Origin of the sequence: Adhaeribacter terrigena (assembly GCF_016623615.1) — a bacterium.
GTDB classification, from domain to species: domain Bacteria; phylum Bacteroidota; class Bacteroidia; order Cytophagales; family Hymenobacteraceae; genus Adhaeribacter_A; species Adhaeribacter_A terrigena.
In genome coordinates, this window is sequence record NZ_JAEHFX010000001.1 from 978,108 (window position 1) to 994,607 (window position 16,500).

General features: G+C 44.1%; 14 protein-coding genes. 12 read left to right on the forward strand and 2 right to left on the reverse strand.

Annotated elements, in window-relative coordinates:
* Positions 1–145 precede the first annotated feature (145 nt).
* Entirely contained in the window at positions 146–2,800 is a 2,655-nt protein-coding gene (locus I5M27_RS03995) for an FtsK/SpoIIIE family DNA translocase (RefSeq protein ID WP_200504722.1), read from the forward strand.
* Positions 2,801–2,905: 105 nt separating this feature from the next.
* A complete protein-coding gene (locus I5M27_RS04000) occupies positions 2,906–3,553 on the forward strand; it encodes a LolA family protein (RefSeq protein ID WP_200504723.1) in 648 nt (215 codons plus the stop codon).
* Between the two features lie 280 nt (positions 3,554–3,833).
* Here the strand turns inward: I5M27_RS04000 and I5M27_RS04005 are convergent, their stop codons facing one another.
* A complete protein-coding gene (locus tag I5M27_RS04005; RefSeq protein ID WP_200504724.1) occupies positions 3,834–4,406 on the reverse strand; it encodes an AP2/ERF family transcription factor in 573 nt (190 codons plus the stop codon).
* A 458-nt stretch (positions 4,407–4,864) separates the two neighbouring features.
* On the opposite strand from I5M27_RS04005, the gene pyrF reads away from it, so the two are divergent.
* The 7 genes from pyrF to I5M27_RS04040 all read left to right on the forward strand — a co-directional run bounded on the left by pyrF (position 4,865) and on the right by I5M27_RS04040 (position 12,927).
* Complete coding sequence (pyrF, locus tag I5M27_RS04010; RefSeq protein WP_200504725.1) at positions 4,865–5,686, forward strand: orotidine-5'-phosphate decarboxylase; 822 nt, start codon at positions 4,865–4,867, stop codon at positions 5,684–5,686.
* 226 nt (positions 5,687–5,912) lie between these two features.
* Positions 5,913–7,205 carry a DUF2851 family protein gene (locus tag I5M27_RS04015; RefSeq protein WP_200504727.1) on the forward strand — a complete coding sequence of 431 codons (1,293 nt, stop codon included), beginning with the start codon at positions 5,913–5,915 and terminating at the stop codon, positions 7,203–7,205.
* Complete coding sequence (locus tag I5M27_RS04020) at positions 7,206–8,492, forward strand: hypothetical protein (protein ID WP_200504728.1); 1,287 nt, start codon at positions 7,206–7,208, stop codon at positions 8,490–8,492.
* 52 nt (positions 8,493–8,544) lie between these two features.
* Positions 8,545–9,177, forward strand: a complete 633-nt coding sequence (locus I5M27_RS04025) for an acetyltransferase (RefSeq protein ID WP_200504730.1) — start codon at positions 8,545–8,547, stop codon at positions 9,175–9,177.
* A gap of 92 nt (positions 9,178–9,269) precedes the next feature.
* A complete protein-coding gene (locus I5M27_RS04030; RefSeq protein WP_200504732.1) occupies positions 9,270–10,577 on the forward strand; it encodes an O-antigen ligase family protein in 1,308 nt (435 codons plus the stop codon).
* A gap of 257 nt (positions 10,578–10,834) precedes the next feature.
* The gene (trhO, locus tag I5M27_RS04035) at positions 10,835–11,791 is read left to right on the forward strand and encodes an oxygen-dependent tRNA uridine(34) hydroxylase TrhO (RefSeq protein ID WP_200504734.1); all 957 of its coding nucleotides are present in this window, start codon (positions 10,835–10,837) and stop codon (positions 11,789–11,791) included.
* 272 nt (positions 11,792–12,063) lie between these two features.
* Complete coding sequence (locus I5M27_RS04040) at positions 12,064–12,927, forward strand: nucleoside phosphorylase (protein WP_200504853.1); 864 nt, start codon at positions 12,064–12,066, stop codon at positions 12,925–12,927.
* Between the two features lie 136 nt (positions 12,928–13,063).
* Here I5M27_RS04040 and I5M27_RS04045 read toward each other — a convergent pair whose 3' ends face one another.
* Positions 13,064–13,363: a hypothetical protein gene (locus tag I5M27_RS04045; protein WP_200504735.1), complete on the reverse strand. Its 300-nt coding sequence runs from the start codon at positions 13,361–13,363 to the stop codon at positions 13,064–13,066.
* A 298-nt stretch (positions 13,364–13,661) separates the two neighbouring features.
* Between I5M27_RS04045 and I5M27_RS04050 the strand changes: the two genes are divergently transcribed.
* The 3 genes from I5M27_RS04050 (at position 13,662) to I5M27_RS04060 (ending at position 15,854) form a co-directional block, all read left to right on the forward strand.
* A complete protein-coding gene (locus I5M27_RS04050; protein WP_200504737.1) occupies positions 13,662–14,135 on the forward strand; it encodes a Fur family transcriptional regulator in 474 nt (157 codons plus the stop codon).
* Positions 14,132–14,479 (forward strand): STAS domain-containing protein, encoded by a 348-nt coding sequence (locus I5M27_RS04055; RefSeq protein ID WP_200504738.1) that lies wholly within the window; start codon positions 14,132–14,134, stop codon positions 14,477–14,479. The genes I5M27_RS04050 and I5M27_RS04055 overlap by 4 nt, the downstream gene beginning before the upstream one ends.
* Before the next feature lie 106 nt (positions 14,480–14,585).
* Entirely contained in the window at positions 14,586–15,854 is a 1,269-nt protein-coding gene (locus I5M27_RS04060) for an adenylosuccinate synthase (RefSeq protein ID WP_200504739.1), read from the forward strand.
* Positions 15,855–16,500 lie beyond the last annotated feature (646 nt).

Genomic DNA, 16,500 nt, shown 5'->3' on the forward strand with positions numbered 1-16,500 from the left:
AGTCTATCATAGTTTTCAGCATACCAGCCAGGGAAACTACTTTTTCCGATCATCACCGTTTCTCATTCAATTAATTATTATTCACGAATTATTATTCATTAATCCTTATCCATTAATCATTAATTTTGGGGTTTGAACTGTAGAGATGGCAAAAAATACATACCGATACGATGAGGGGAATGAGGCGAAAAGTAAGAATGCGCCCCGCAATGCAACCAAAGAACCAATAGGCCGCAACGAATTCAGAAAAGCAAACGAACCGAAGGGCGAACAAAAAGAAAAGAAAGTGTTTAAAATGCCGGCCTTTAGCTTGCCGCGTATTACGCTTTTTAAAGACCGCCGGGTGCAGTTGCTCTTCGGTTTTTTCTTTTTGCTGGCTTCGCTTTATTTAACCATTGCCTTCGTTTCGCATATTTTTACCGGCGATGCCGACCAAAGCATTGTAGAAGGCTTGCCGCAGTCTACGGTTAAAACGTCGGGACTGGAAGCGGAGAACTGGCTGGGTTTGGCAGGCGCTTACGTTTCGAATTATTTTATCCGGGAGTGGCTGGGTATCGGGGCTTTTTTCCTGATCCCGCTTATCTTTTTCTGGGGTTATAAAATTGTTTTCCGTAGCCGTAATATTTCGGTTTCGTATGTAAATACCCTTTGCCTTTTCAGCATGCTCTGGACGAGTTTGCTTTGCGGTTACCTGGTTTACACTACCAATACAGTAACGGATTACGGTTTCCTGACCGGCGGCATTGGATACGAAAGTACCATCTGGCTCGAAAGTCTGATCGGTTCGGGTACCATTCTGTTGCTGGCTTTCCTGCTCATTATTTTCGTGGTTTTCTTCTTTAACATCACCACACTTATTGCCACTAAAAAGGAAAATGCGGCAGATCCGGGAACCGGTAATTTTGCGAAAGACGAAGAAACATACGAGCAGCTTTCCACCGGTTTTAACCATTACAATAACCCGTCGGCAAGTTTAGAAACCGAAGAGGAATTTGAAGAGGTAGAAGACGAGGAAGCAGATATGGAAGAAGTGGCTTCGACTTTTTCGGTTAAAAAGCCTACCGTTTCTAATGGCCCGAACGGCCACGAACTGGAATTGACTGTAACGCCGCCGGCTGTGGTTTCGCCGCTGCCTGCGCCGGTAAATGGCCTGAGCCTGCAGATTGAAACACCCATGCTGGAGCTGGAAGAAATGGATCTGGAAGCCGAACCGGAAACAGAAGAAGAAACGCCGGTTGACTGGAAAGTAACCCCGATTCCAGAGGAAGAAATGGGCCGAGAAATAGAAAACTACGACCCTACTTTAGATCTGGCCCGTTACCAATACCCGACTTTGGAATTGCTCAGCGATTACGGCGGCAATAAAGTGCAGGTAAGCAAAGAAGAACTGGAAGCCAACAAAGATAAGATCGTAGAAACGCTTGCGAACTACAACATCGGCATTGCCAGCATTAAAGCTACTATTGGTCCAACCGTTACGCTTTACGAAATTGTGCCGGATGCCGGCGTGCGGATCTCCAAGATCAAAAACCTGGAAGACGATATAGCTCTGAGCTTAGCTGCTTTGGGAATCCGGATCATTGCCCCGATTCCGGGTAAAGGTACCATTGGTATTGAAGTGCCGAACAAGAAAAAGGAAATGGTTTCCATTAAATCGATGCTGAGTACGGAGAAATTCCTGAAAAGCGAAATGGATTTGCCAATTGCTTTCGGAAAAACCATTACAAATGAAGTGTTCATTACGGACCTGGCCAAAATGCCGCACTTGCTCATGGCGGGTGCCACCGGCCAGGGGAAATCGGTTGGTCTGAATACGATCCTGACTTCTTTATTATATAAGAAACATCCGAGTCAGCTGAAATTCGTATTAGTCGATCCTAAAAAAGTGGAGCTTTCGCTTTTTAATAAGATCGAACGTCACTTCCTGGCTAAGCTTCCGGATAGCGAAGAACCGATCATTACCGATACCAAAAAGGTCGTGAACACGCTGAATTCGCTTTGTATGGAAATGGATATGCGCTACGACCTGCTGAAAGATGCCGGCTGCCGCAACCTGAAAGAATACAACCAGAAGTTCGTGGAGCGTCGCCTGAACCCAAAAAAAGGTCACCGGTTTATGCCTTTCATTGTGTTGGTGATCGATGAGCTTGCTGACTTAATGATGACGGCGGGTAAGGAAGTAGAAACGCCGATCGCGCGTCTGGCGCAGCTGGCCCGTGCCATTGGCATTCACTTAGTTGTGGCTACGCAGCGGCCTTCGGTAAACGTAATTACGGGTATTATCAAAGCCAACTTTCCGTGCCGGATCTCTTTTAAAGTAACGTCTAAAATTGACTCCCGCACCATTCTGGATACCGGCGGCGCTGACCAGTTGGTAGGGCAGGGCGATATGCTGTTCTCCGTAGGTTCCGATCTGATCCGTTTGCAGTGCGCCTTTGTAGATACCCCGGAAGTGGACCGCATTTGCGATTTTATCGGTGATCAGCAAGGGTATTCGGATGCGTATTTGCTGCCGGAATTTGTGGGCGATGACAGCGGCGGCGGTGAAAAAGCGGATTTCGACCCGGCGAACCGCGATGCTTTGTTTGAAGATGCAGCCCGATTGATTGTAATGCACCAGCAAGGCAGTACTTCCTTAATTCAGCGGCGCTTGAAACTGGGTTATAACCGGGCGGGCCGATTGATCGATCAGCTGGAAGCTGCCGGCGTGGTTGGTCCGTTTGAGGGCAGCAAGGCGCGCGAAGTGCTTATTCCGGACGAATACAGTTTGGAACAGTTATTGAATACCCTGGGAAAATAAGCAGGAAACCCTGTTAAACCCTCAAGACGCAGGATTGTCAGATACGCGGCTGATATTTATTCTGCCTTTTGGGTTGCTTACTTTCAAATTATCACACTTAATTATATGAAACGCATTACAATTTTATTCCTCTTTTTGGTGAGCATGGCCCAGGTTTCTTTCGGGCAACAGCAGGATCCGCGCGCTACCAAAATTCTGGATGCTATGAGCAAAAAATATCAAAGCATGAAAGCCTTCCGGGCTAGCTTTGTACAGACTTTAGAAAACCCTTCCGCTAAAATAAAAGAAAACATGGAAGGCGATATTACGGTGAGCGGCAACAAATTTCGTTTAAAAATGAGCGGCCAGGAAGTGATCAATAACGGCACCACCATCTGGACGTTTATGAAGTCGGAAAACGAAGTGAATATTTCGGAAAATGACCCGGAAGAGCAGGACATGGCGCCCAATAAAATTTATACCATGTATAAAAAAGGCTATAAATACGTGTACTTGGCCGATGAAAAAGTGAACGGGGAACTTTGCAGCGTGATTGAACTTACGCCCGAAGATAAAAGCAATGCGATCTTTAAAGTGCGCATGAACATCAGCAAGAAAGATAACTCCGTGAAAAGCTGGAAAATGTTCAAAAACAATGGCAACCGGTATACTTTCACGATCAAAGAATTTACACCAAATGTACCGGTAACTGCCAACACATTCACGTTTGATAAGAGCCAGTATAAAGGCGTTAAAGTGATTGACCTGCGGTAGTTTTTCAGGTTAAAACCCTACCATTTTTGTAAGCTGTTCCTGAAAAGGAGCAGCTTTTTTTTGGTAGTTTTTGCTCTTAAAACCCTACCGTTTTAACTGTAGAAACTACTTGTTAATTAAGGGGATAGACAGGGTAAAAAAATGCCGGGCCGGCCGCTTACTTAGGCGACCGACCCGGCTCAGGAATCTTTTGATCAGTATTAAAACTATATCAACTTTCGATTTGCATATATAATTCCTGGTGAGAGATTATTTGAGGCTTAGTTTATCAAGCAAAAAACTATTCTTGCTCAACTTTAGATTCTTCTTTCGGTTCGTAACCTGGTATTTTGTTCAGGCTCTTGGTAATACCGAAAAGTTCTTCCGATTTTTTGTTGTAAGCCAAAGCAGCTTCTTCCAAAGTGTCGAATAAACCTAAGTTGATACGCTGTTTTTCGTAATGTATAATTGCGCGGAATTTATTAGAATCTTTCACCACGCCGCGGATACCCAACTTGTTGTCGGTTTTAGAGGTATTGCGAACCACTTTGCTAAGCGGAGCCCACTCCAGGTTTTCCAGGCGACAGTCCAGACGGTTGCTGTTTTTGAAAGTTACGTACAAACGACGCTCATCCTGCTGCTGCTCAATGAATTTCATGGCAATAAGTTTATGCAGGTAAATGGTTTCGTTGCGGTACGTACCATTTTTTAAAGGCCAGTTCTTCTGGAAGAAAGCATAACCACCAGAGTGAATACGCAGGTGCTTCAGGAAGCCGATGCTGGTTAAATAAGGGTCATTCTGCAGGTAGTCGTAAACGTTATCGTCTACCAGAACCAGCTTGTCCGAGTTTTTTAAGGTTAATTTACAGATCATTTTTTTGTGAGAGTTAGTTAAAAAATTCCAGCCTGTAAGTACTGAATCCTATTACAAATATAACACTTTTATATATAAGCTAAAAAAAAATTTTATTCAGTGTTGTTCGATAATTGCCAGAGCCTCAAATGCAAGTAATGAACGGATAATTTCGTTTTTTCTTATAGTGTTTGTTCATAAAAAAGGTAAAACAGCCTTAACGGGTCTTCGATCTTTTAGGTTTAACAAAAAATATAATTTAATAAGTTCAGCAAGGTAATGCTTGTTAATGAATTTAACACTATTAGATTGAATTTTTCTTAAAAAATACTGCAATATTCTGTTTTTTATCCTAAGGCCTTAAATTTTAGGTTGAAACGGCTGGCAGGAGGTCTGCAACTGCGGATTTAAAAAAGTATGGCCGGATAGAAAAAATAAAATAGTTTTGCAGTGAAATCAGGGCAATTCTAAACAGCTTTATGACCTCAGCACAACTTTTCGACCAGATCCGGCAGAAGAAATCGTATCTCTGCATTGGCCTCGATACCGATATTCAAAAATTACCCAGGCATTTGCTGGAACTGGAAGATCCGGTTTTTGAATTTAACCGTCAGATCATTGAAGCTACCGCCGACCTGTGCGTGGCTTATAAACCGAACATCGCCTTTTATGAAGCGCTTGGCCCGAAAGGCTGGGAAAGTCTGGAAAAAACGGTAGCAATTCTGCCAAAAAACTGCTTTTCCATTGCCGATGCCAAACGCGGCGATATTGGCAATACTTCCGAACTTTATGCCCGCGCTTTCTTCGACCGCATGCAGTTCGATTCGGTAACCGTGGCGCCTTATATGGGGGAAGATTCGGTGAAGCCTTTTCTGGGGCACAAAGGAAAGTGGGTGATTTTGCTGGCGCTTACTTCCAATATGGGCAGCCGCGACTTTCAGCTTTTGAACACGGAAAATTCGGAAATGTTGTTCGAAACCGTTCTGAGAACCAGCAGCCAGTGGGGCGACGCCTCGCAGATGATGTACGTGGTTGGCGCTACGCAAACGGCTTATATCAATAAGGTTCGCCAAATTGTTCCCGATCATTTCCTGTTGGTGCCGGGTGTAGGGGCGCAGGGCGGAAGTTTGCCCGAAATTTCGAAAGCCGGTTTTAATAAGCAGTGCGGTTTGCTCGTAAATTCTTCGCGACAGATCATTTACGCTTCTTCGGGCGAAGATTTTGCCGAAAAAGCCCGTGAAGCTGCCCTGGCGGTGCAACAGGAAATGGCGCAGTTACTAGACGAATATCTGCCGGAGTAAGCACTTTTCAGGCTGAAACCCCTACCGTTTTAAATCGCGGATTAAGGGATTTCGCAGATGTTTATTGAAACCAATTGAATGGGAACTTGAATTGAATTTTCGGGAAATCTGAAAATCCTGATCCGGACTTTTTTAGGCTTAAAGCATAGCGCATAGCCTTTTAAGTGGAAAGTAGCGGGAATCTGAAAATTTCGTACTTTACGGAAATTGTTAAAGCAAGCCTGTTATGAACGAAGATTTTCTGGCTTACCTGTGGAAGCTTCAGTATTTCGATAAAGCCAGTCTGCAAACAGAAAGCGGGGAACCGCTTTCTGTTTTGAGAACGGGTATGCAAAATGCCAATGCCGGGCCCGATTTTCTGGATGCGAGTTTGAAAATTGGCGAAATAACCTGGGCTGGAAGCGTAGAACTGCACGTGAAAGCCTCCGACTGGCACCGCCACCGCCATACCACCGATAAAAAATACGACCAGGTAATTTTGCACGTAGTTTGGGAAAACGATATGCCGGTTTTACGCACCAATGGCTCGGAAGTACCGGTATTAGCGTTGCAAAACCGGGTTTCGCCCGCTTTATTACAAACATATCAGCAGCTGAAACAATCCAGGTTAACCATCCCCTGCGAAAGTTTTTTGCCCCAAATCTCCGGCTTAACCAAAACCGCCATGCTCGAAAGAGTTTTGCTCGAAAGGCTGGAACTAAAGGCGGAACGCATCCGGGCAATGTATTATGCTTCGGGGAATAATTGGGAAGAAACGGCTTATGCCGCGCTGCTTTCCGGTTATGGATTTAAGATCAACCAGGCTGGTTTTGAAAAGTTAGCGCGGCAGTTACCTTATAAAGTTCTGCAAAAGCACCGGCACCAGATCTTACAAACGGAAGCGCTGCTTTTCGGCCAGGCCGGATTTTTAACCGGCAATTTCTCCGAAGACGCTTACCTGGAACAGTTGCAAAAGGAATTCGGTTATCTGACGCATAAATATAACCTGCCGGAGCCTTTACAAGCTTCAGACTGGAATTTTCTGCGCCTGCGGCCCGCTAATTTTCCTACGGTGCGATTAGCGCAACTGGCCGCTTTGTTTACTTCCCAGGAACATATTTTTTCTTTTTTCCTGGCCGATCATTCCATTAAAGATCTGGAAGCATTTTTTGTAGCTAAGCCTTCCTTTTACTGGGAGAACCATTACATGCCGGGCCGCAGCGGTAAAATTAAGGTCGGCGCCATTGGTAAAAGCAGCATCAATATTTTGCTCATAAATATAGTGGCCCCGCTGCTGGTTGCTTATGCGCACGAAACCGGGCAGTTGACATTGGTAGAAAAGGCTTTAAATTTGCTGGAAATGTTGCCCCCCGAAAAGAATCAGATTTTAACGCTGTACGAAGCCCTGGGCTTTGAAAATAAAGCAGCCTCGCAATCGCAGGGTTTATTAGCGCTTAGCCAAAATTATTGCCGTCCGGTTCGTTGCCTGCATTGCGCCATCGGAAACGGTATTCTGAAACGTTCTAAAACTGCTTTTTAAATGCCGGTTTTCCATCTTTTGCTCTCCATTGGTTTACTGGCAGGTTTAATTTACTGGCTTTGGCGGAAAACAGCTTTCAATAGTTGCTGGAATTTTATTTTCTGGCCGGCGTTGGGTTTTAAATTGTTTTGCGGGGTATTGCTGGGTTGGTTTTACGAAGGCGGCTGCGATACCTTTGTTTACCAGCATTATGCCGATAAGGTGACGGCAATTGGTTACGCAGCCCCGGAAGCGTACCTGAAAATTATTTTCCTAAATGTGCTTCCGGTTGCCGATCTGGTTCCATTTGCCACCTTTTCCAATTCCTTTTTCTTTATCAAAATCGTAAGCCTGCTGAATTTTATTACAGGTAGCAATTATTACCTCAACGGGGCTTTTATATCGTTATTCAGTTTTGCCGGATGTTGGTTTCTGGTTCAGGCTTTCGCGCGGATTTTTCCCGGAACTGCAAACGCAGCAGTACTGGCGTTCCTGTTTTTTCCTACGGCCATTTTCTGGAATTCAGGAGTAATGAAAGAACCGGTTTTAATGGGTGCACTTGGCTTTTTCTGGGGGCTAGCCCTGAAAACGGTATATTTTTCAGGTAAAAAACTGTGGCTGAATTTATTGTTGCTGCTTTTAACGAGCTGGCTGCTCTGGAAGATTAAATTTTTCGTGGCTTTAATAATTTTTAGCCTTACCGCATTTTGGTGCCTGGTTTTATGGGCCTATAAAAGGTTTTCCTTTTTGCGCCGGAAGTACGTGCTGCCCTTAAGCCTGCTGGTAATAATTGCCGGTTTTGCGGTGGTTTTAAGTTTTGGGCTTCAGAAATTTGCATCGGCTTTTTTTTACCGGCACCTGGTCTGGAATTATGAAACCTTGAAGGCGCAATCTGTTGGAAAACCCATCATCGCCTTAAATGATCTTAAACCCGAATTAGGCAGCGTTTTAATGAATATCCCGGAAGCGTTAGCCGGAGCTATCTTCCGACCTTTTTTCTGGGAAGGCGATAATCTATTATACCGTTTGGCGGGCGCAGAAAACCTGGTGATCATCATTTTATTCCTGGGCAGTCTATCGTTTTTTAAGAAAGGGCGAAAGCAGCAATTCCTGGGTTTCTATGGGGTTCTGATCGCGTTCGTTCTGATCATGGCTGTACTGATTGGGCTTACCACTCCCAACCTGGGAACCCTGAACCGCTACCGTACTATTTTTCTGCCATTTCTGGTTTATCTGCTTTTACAAGCTCCTTTTTGGCAAAAAATGCTGGATCGCTTCAACCTTAAATTCAAAAGCCGAAGGGTCTAAAGTTGCTTTCGCGGCAGCAAACCCGTAGCTTTGGGGTTTATTATAGCATTTTATGGAAAACCCGGTTATTATTTTTGGTGCACAGACTTTGGGCAAAACGGCCCTCGATATTTTTACCAGCAATAATGTAGTTGTATACTGTTTCCTCGACGATGATGCCAAACTGCACCAGACCGAGCTGAACAACATTCCGGTTATGGGCAACACCGACGATGAAGAAATCCTGAAAATTCTGGGTAAGAAGAGCGAAGTTTTTATTGCCGCCGAAGACAGTGCGGTGCGTAAAAGCCTGGCAAACAAACTGAAAGAAGATTACAAGCAGGTTCCGGTCAATGCCATTCATAAAAACAGTTACGTATCGGAGCATGCCTGGCTGGGCCACGGAAACCTGATTAATGCGGGTGCGGTTGTTCAAACGGGCTGCAAGATCGGCGATAACTGCGTGATCCAGTCGAATGCGGTGATCGAAGCAAACGCTATTATTGGTGATTTTGTACAGATCGGTGCAGGAGCCTTGATCAATGCCGAAGCAACCATTGAAGATCAGGCTTTTATTGGAACCGGCGCAATAATTGTAGGCAGTGTAAAGATCGGGAAAAAAGCCCGCGTGGGTGCAGGTGCCGTAGTAATTGCCGATGTGCCCGCAAACCAGACCGTTTTCGGTAATCCGGCTCAAAAAGTATAAATTTAAAGCATCATTACAATCGCAGGAATTAAGCCGGAAGGTTTGTTTTTAAGCCAAATTAGTTTTTCCAGGAAAAAGCATACCGTTTCTTAATGGGCAAGAGCTTCGTATTTCTTCAGAAAATAAACGTACCGCAAGCCGCTTTTTTCTTCTGCTGCCTGATCGTGGCGGGTATGCTTACCACCAATTTCTTCCGGATACTTTCCAGTATTGGCAATGCTGGTTTGCTGCTCACGGCATTGGTTTCGCTGGCGCAGCAAAATAATGTGTCAAATCTTCGGAAGTATCCGTATTTTCTGGGCTTTATCATCATCTACCTGGTTCACTTACTGGGTTTTATGCAGCCGGAAATAAGCAGCATGAAAGACCTGCAACGCGACCTGGTAATGAAACTGCCGCTGCTTATTCTGCCGTTTGCTTTCGCGGTTCTGCCTGCTATTTCGCGCCCCAAACTAAACCAGCTGTTCTATTTATTTGTGGTCTGCGTTTTCCTGGGTTCGGTTTACAGCACGGGTTATTATCTCAATAATTTCGAAGCGGTAAACGAGCAATATATCCATTCGCAGGTAATGAAAACGCCTACTAACCACGTGCGCTACAGTTTAATGGTGGCATTTGCGGTGCTGGTTGGTTACCGGTTGTGGCTTAAAGGTTTTTTTGTATTTGGAGATTGGGAACGGAAACTACTGCTTTTTATTACCGTCTGGCTGTTTGTTTTCCTGCATATTCTGGCCGTGCGGAGCGGTTTGGTAGCGTTTTACGCGGTAGCTGCTTTGGGCCTGGCATTCGATTTTTTCTTCCGCCGGCAGTACCTGCGCAGCTTTGTGGCTGGTATTGGTTTATTATTGGCTTTGCTGGCCGCTTTTTATACGCTGCCTACTTTCTATAATAAGTTCTTCCTGACCATTGCCGACGTGAACCGTGTTTCCGACGAAGACAGTGCGCACGATTATTCCATAACCGGCCGTGTTTATTCTTATAAAGTAGCCATGGCAGTATTTGAAGAAAACCCGGTAATTGGCGTTGGTATCGGCAACCTTGACAAGGAATTGGGCGAAAAATACACCAGGCTTTTTCCGGAAATTCTGGAACGGGGCCATTTGCTGCCGCACAACCAGTATCTTTTTGATCTGGTGGCTTTCGGAATCGTGGGGCTCCTTATTTTCCTGATCGGTTTTTATTATCCGCTTTTTCGTTTTGCCGGCCGGTTCGAACCTTTATTCCTGTTTCATTATCTCATCATTACGCTTTCCTGTATGTTCGAAAGTACCCTCGAAACGCAGGTTGGTTTAATGTATTCCATTTTATTTATCTTGCTTCCGCTCTGGTATTTCAAAGCCAATCCCGCTCAAAAGGAAACCTGGCAAAACGGTACCTTTTTCGCACCTAAAAGTCTTTAAGAGTTAAATTGTTGAATGGCTTAATGGTTAAATGGCTTTATAGTTTTTGAAGGCGAAAGCATACCGTTTTCCGAATTAACAATCAGCTATTTAACAATTTAGCAATTTAACCATTCAACCATTAAACCATTTAACAATTCAATTTGAACCTTTTGCTGATAAATATCACTTTTTAATCTGTTGCCGGAACGTTAATTTTGCGGCCGTAAACCCAGGAAATTATTTATTTAAACACTTAGTCTGAAGCTAAGCCCGTTATGAAAGATTACAGTATTTTACTTTATTACTGCTACGCGCAGATCGAAAATCCGGAGCAATACCGCGAAGAACATCACTTGCTTTGCCTGAACCTGAATTTGCGCGGCCGCATCATCATCGCTTCCGAAGGACTGAATGGTACGGTTTCCGGCTTACGAGAAGATTGCGAAAAATACATGGCCGCCGTTAAAGCCGATCCGCGTTTCGCTAAAACCGACTTTAAAATTGATTATTCCGATAAACACGCTTTTGCCAAACTGCACGTGCGCCATAAACCGGAAATTGTGCATTCCAGCCTCCGCAACATCGACCCGAACAAACGGACCGGTATTCATCTGGAGCCCGAAGAATTCCGCAAGATGAAAGACCAGGACGACGTGGTAATTCTGGATGTGCGGTCTGATTACGAATTCAGCGTGGGGCGTTTTAAAAATGCCGTTACCCTGCCTATTGAGAACTTCCGCGATTTCCCGGCCAAAGTAGATGAGCTGAAAGAAAAATACAAAGACAAAAAAATCCTTACGTATTGTACCGGCGGTATTAAATGCGAAAAAGCCAGCGCGTTTTTACTTGAGCAAGGTTTTGAAAACGTTTACCAGCTGCACGGCGGAATTATTAAATACGGTCAGGAAGCCGAAGGTGCCGATTTTGAAGGCAAATGCTATGTGTTCGATAACCGCTTAACCGTGGATGTGAACAAAGTAAACCCGTCCATTATTTCCAAATGCTACGTTTGCGCCACGCCTTCCGATAGAATGGTGAACTGCGCCAACCCAACCTGCAACATCCACGTGGCGATCTGCGAAAGCTGCGGCGACAAAATGCAGGGCGCATGTTCCGTGGAATGTAAAACCAATCCCGAAGTGCGGCCTTATGATGGCAGCGGTTATTACCAGAAAGAAAGCAACGGCTACAATCCCTTTAAAGGCCTGAAGCGCGAAAAAGTAAAGAATTAAAACAGAAAAGAGCAGGAAATAAACTTCTGCTCTTTTTTTATTCGCAATACTACAGAAAATGCTATGCTTTTGGCAAAGAAAAGTGCCTCGTATAGTAACTTTTTAATTAAAGCATTTCCAAATTTAACCATCTTCACATTCCCTTATCTTCTCACTTCCTCATTTTCAAATTTTCAAATCTTCAAATTTCCAAATCTTCAAATCCCAAATTTTCAAATTTCTAAATTTCCCTTACCTTCACCCGAAATTTAAATACCCGCAAAAACATGGCCATGCAAGCAATTCCCGAATCTGAACTGATCTTAAATCCGGACGGAAGCGTTTATCATTTGAATTTATTGCCCGAACATATTTCTGGTACCATTATCACCGTCGGCGATCCGGAGCGGGTGGCCAAAGTGAGCAAATATTTCGATTCTATTGAGGTGGAAGTTGCGAAGCGGGAATTTATTACGCACACCGGCTATTACAAAGGCAAGCGCATAACCGTAATTTCTACCGGCATGGGCACCGATAACATCGATATCCTGATGAATGAGCTGGATGCGCTGGTCAATATCGATCTGCTGACCCGCCTTCCCGTAGCCGAAGAAGACCGCATTTCGCTGAATATTATTCGCATTGGTACTTCCGGCGCCTTGCAAACTACGGTGCCGTTGGGCGGCCACCTGGCTTCAGTTTATGGAATAGGTTTGGATAGTTTAATGGAATTTTACCCGCTGCAGCAAACCGCTTTCGAAAACGCTATCTCCCAGGGCCTGAAAACTGCTTTGAATCTGCCGTATGCGCCGTATTGTGTACAAGGTTCCGAAAAGCTGCGCCAGAAAATTGCCTTCGATATGATTCCGGGCAATACGCTTACCTGCCCGGGATTTTATGCGCCGCAGGGCCGGGTGTTGCGGGTGCCGCTTAAAAATGCGAACCTGATCCAGGATTACCATAATTTTGCGCACGAAGATTTTAAACTCACCAATTTCGAAATGGAAACGGCCGGTTATTACGCGTTGGGAAGATTATTAGGTCATGAAATGCTGTCGCTGAACGCGATCGTGGCCGACCGGATCAATCACCGCTTCGCCGAAAATGCCGACGAAACGATAAATGATCTTATTCTGAAAGTGCTGGATCGGGTTTAATTTTAATGGCTTAATTGTTTAATTGTTTAATGGTTAAGTGGGCTGTAGATAATCCGGGAAACGGTATGCTTTCGCCTTTAAAAACTATAAAACAATTTAGCCATTCAACAATTAAACCATTCAGCCATAAAACAATTTAGTAAAATTCAACGCCGTTAATAGCGGCAATGGGTAAAGAAGAACCCGATTTCAGGATCACGTATTCTTTATCATAATCCCAGATGGTGGTGTTTACCCTTTTTTGTTCGCCGTCGGCGGTCATAAAGAAAATGTCTACTTTGCCGTGGTAAGCGTTTCCGAGTAAAGTGGCGCGGTGAATATCGTATTGGCGGCGTTTTTTGTCTTCGGGCGATACCAGAATATCTTCGCGGTTAAAACGCAGGTTCGGGATAAGTTCTTTTTCGATCAGCTCGGGCGAAGTGATAATGTATTCCATGATCTGGTGCGGCTTAAAAGTGTGAGTGTATCTGCTAATATAGTATTTACTTATATTAAACCAACGCCATCCTGCAATAAATTGTTTTATCGCGTTTGCAAAGTTTTTATCAAACCAAGGGCCTTTTGCGGGCAGTTTAGTTTTATTTTCATGCGTACACAGGCAGTTTTTTTGCCTGAAAGCATAGTGTTTTTATTAATTTACGGCAGCACTTTCCAGAAATATGGGCCGGGTTATTTCAAATCTTTAAAATAAACCTTTCTACCAAAAATAACTGTTATCTTTGCACAGATCGCTTATGGCATTAGATACAGTAAAATTTGAAGAGGTAAAAAAGATTTTTACCGCCTACCTCGAAAGCAAAGGTTTGCGTAAAACCCCGGAACGCTACGCTATTCTGGAGGAAATTTATTCGCGCACCGGCCATTTCGATGTAGAATCGCTGTATATCAGCATGAAAAATAAAAACTACCAGGTAAGCCGCGCTACGGTCTATAATACGTTAGACCTGCTGGTAGAAAACGACCTGGTAAGCAAACATCAGTTCGGTAAAAATCTGGCGCAATACGAAAAATCGTATGGTTACCGCCAGCACGATCACGTAATTTGCACCGAATGCCACAAAGTGGTAGAATTTTGTGATCCGCGCGTGCATCAGATCCAGACCATGGTAGGGGAGTTGCTGAATTTTCATATCTTGCATCACTCCTTAAACCTTTACGGAATTTGCGGCGATTGCCGCGCGAAGAATAACGCTGTACCAGTATCATGAAAATAGAAAGTACCCTTCAGGATAATATCTTATATGTGCGTTTGCAGGGCGACCTGATTGGCAACCCTGACTCTCAGCAATTAGTAGATCTGGTAAATTCCAAGATCAACGATTCGGTTATTCATTGCGCCGTAGATCTTTCTAAAGTGCGTTTCATAAACAGTAGTGGCATTGGCGTGCTGGTTTCTTTATTAACCAAGTTCCGTAACCGCGGCGGCGAACTGGTACTCATCAATCCTTCGGAACATATGCGCAAGCTACTAATCATAACGAAGCTGAACGCTATCTTTACGATAGCCGAAGACGACGCCTTCGCGGCGAAATTCCTGAAAGAATCGGTATAACAAAAAGCCTGGCTCCTAAAAAATGCTGGGCTTTTTAACTTTATAAGTAACACATCCATCAACCATAAATCCGCAACGCGGAAATACTTAAGTTCTTACCAATAAAATGGCAGTAGATATTCTGATTGGCCTCCAGTGGGGCGACGAAGGAAAAGGAAAAATTGTAGACGTTTTAGCTCCGAAGTACGATATTGTGGCCCGTTTCCAGGGCGGCCCGAACGCTGGCCACACCTTAGAGTTTGAAGGCACCAAGCACGTGTTGCACCAGATCCCTTCCGGTATCTTTCATCCGCACATTCAGAACATTATCGGCAACGGCGTAGTTTTAGATCCGGTAGTTTTCCAGACCGAAATGGAGAAATTAACCGCCCGTGGCATTGATGCAGCCAAAAACCTGTACATCTCTAAAAAGACCGCTTTAATTCTGCCATCGCACAAAGCCATCGATAAAGCTTCGGAAGAAGCGCTCGGCGAACAAAAGATCGGCTCTACCTTAAAAGGCATTGGTCCGACTTACCAGGATAAAGTTGGCCGCAACGGTTTACGCGTAGGCGATATTTTACTACCCGATTTCAAAGAACGCTACGAAGCAGCTAAAGCCCGTCACGCCAAAATCGTAGGGTTTTTAGGCGGAAAACTCGAGATCGAAGAGCTGGAAAAACAATTCTTTGCCGCTGTAGATTATCTGCGCACGCTTAAACTCATCGATAGCGAATACATGATCAACGAGGCCCTGAAGGCCGGTAAAAAAATTCTGGCCGAAGGTGCCCAAGGTTCTTTGCTGGATATAGACTTCGGAACCTATCCGTTCGTAACTTCTTCCAATACCTTAGTAGCCGGCGCATGCACGGGTTTAGGCGTGGCTCCACGTCATATCGGCGAAGTGTACGGAATTTTCAAAGCTTATTGCACCCGCGTAGGAAGTGGCCCGTTCCCAACCGAACTGTTAGATGAAGTTGGCGAAGAGATCCGCAAAGCAGGCCGCGAGTTCGGTTCAACCACCGGTCGTCCGCGCCGATGCGGCTGGGTAGACCTGCCAACGCTGAAATATTCCATTATGTTGAACGGCGTAACGCAATTAAACATGATGAAAGCCGATGTACTGGATGATTTCGATGAAATTAAAGTGTGCACGCATTATAAAACTGCTTCCGGCGAAATCACCGATAAAGTACCACATCAGTTCGAGGCAGAAATTATGGAACCGGTTTACGTAACCATGAAAGGCTGGAAAACCGCCACTATGGAAACAGAAAGCTACAACCAGCTTCCCCAAGAGTTTTTAGAATACATTAGCTTTCTGGAGAAAGAACTGGAAGTAAGTATTAATATAGTATCAGTAGGGCCTGATCGTAAAAGCACGCTGATCAAGTAATATTTACTTTAAACTCATAATTAAAACGCTACTGATTTTCTACCCAAAAGTCAGTAGCGTTTTTGTTTTTAAAGCTGAAGAATTAAAGATCAGATAAAAGAAAAGTTAAAGCTAATTCAAGAAAGTGCAATTGCCTTTCCTTTTATTCTTTTCTTAAAAATGAGAGGTTGAATAGCTTTGAATTTATTTTTAAGCGATAAACCATTGAAAGACAAAATGTAAGAAAAAAAATGTGCTGAGGTGTTAAGAAAAGATTAAGAAAAGGCTTGACAAGTAAGGCGAAACTATCTTATCTTTGTGCAACAATTCAGCCGGATGGGCAGGAGAGAAGGAAAAGCGCTGAAAGAAAAAAAAGTTTAACCCATCCGGAACTTCAGGTTCAGGAGTTTGGTTATCCTTAAGCCTGCTTGAAAAGCAGGGTTTGATTTCCGGGGCGGTTTAAAGCCATATGAGTTTCATATTAAGGTTTGAACTTCCAATCTAAGCTTCGGGAAAAACAGCTAAAATATTTCAGAAAGCATTTGCAGGATAAAATAATTATTCTGACTTTTGCACTCCCAAACCGGAAGGGTTTGCGGGGAAAGAAAAAGGGCTTGAGCGGTTTACGAACCGCGTTTTTAAGCTTCAAAAGATTTTAAAATAATTT

What these genes read in the sequence shown, in the direction of transcription:
- I5M27_RS04015 (WP_200504727.1), top strand. Translation starts at nt 5,913, where the DNA reads ATGAACGAAGATTTTCTGGCTTACCTGTGGAAGCTTCAGTATTTCGAT.
- pyrF (WP_200504725.1), top strand. Translation starts at nt 4,865, where the DNA reads ATGACCTCAGCACAACTTTTCGACCAGATCCGGCAGAAGAAATCGTAT.
- I5M27_RS04060 (WP_200504739.1), top strand. Translation starts at nt 14,586, where the DNA reads ATGGCAGTAGATATTCTGATTGGCCTCCAGTGGGGCGACGAAGGAAAA.
- I5M27_RS04025 (WP_200504730.1), top strand. Translation starts at nt 8,545, where the DNA reads ATGGAAAACCCGGTTATTATTTTTGGTGCACAGACTTTGGGCAAAACG.
- I5M27_RS04040 (WP_200504853.1), top strand. Translation starts at nt 12,064, where the DNA reads ATGCAAGCAATTCCCGAATCTGAACTGATCTTAAATCCGGACGGAAGC.
- I5M27_RS04005 (WP_200504724.1), bottom strand. Translation starts at nt 4,406, where the DNA reads ATGATCTGTAAATTAACCTTAAAAAACTCGGACAAGCTGGTTCTGGTA.
- I5M27_RS04045 (WP_200504735.1), bottom strand. Translation starts at nt 13,363, where the DNA reads ATGGAATACATTATCACTTCGCCCGAGCTGATCGAAAAAGAACTTATC.
- trhO (WP_200504734.1), top strand. Translation starts at nt 10,835, where the DNA reads ATGAAAGATTACAGTATTTTACTTTATTACTGCTACGCGCAGATCGAA.
- I5M27_RS04000 (WP_200504723.1), top strand. Translation starts at nt 2,906, where the DNA reads ATGAAACGCATTACAATTTTATTCCTCTTTTTGGTGAGCATGGCCCAG.
- I5M27_RS03995 (WP_200504722.1), top strand. Translation starts at nt 146, where the DNA reads ATGGCAAAAAATACATACCGATACGATGAGGGGAATGAGGCGAAAAGT.
- I5M27_RS04050 (WP_200504737.1), top strand. Translation starts at nt 13,662, where the DNA reads ATGGCATTAGATACAGTAAAATTTGAAGAGGTAAAAAAGATTTTTACC.
- I5M27_RS04055 (WP_200504738.1), top strand. Translation starts at nt 14,132, where the DNA reads ATGAAAATAGAAAGTACCCTTCAGGATAATATCTTATATGTGCGTTTG.
- I5M27_RS04020 (WP_200504728.1), top strand. Translation starts at nt 7,206, where the DNA reads ATGCCGGTTTTCCATCTTTTGCTCTCCATTGGTTTACTGGCAGGTTTA.
- I5M27_RS04030 (WP_200504732.1), top strand. Translation starts at nt 9,270, where the DNA reads ATGGGCAAGAGCTTCGTATTTCTTCAGAAAATAAACGTACCGCAAGCC.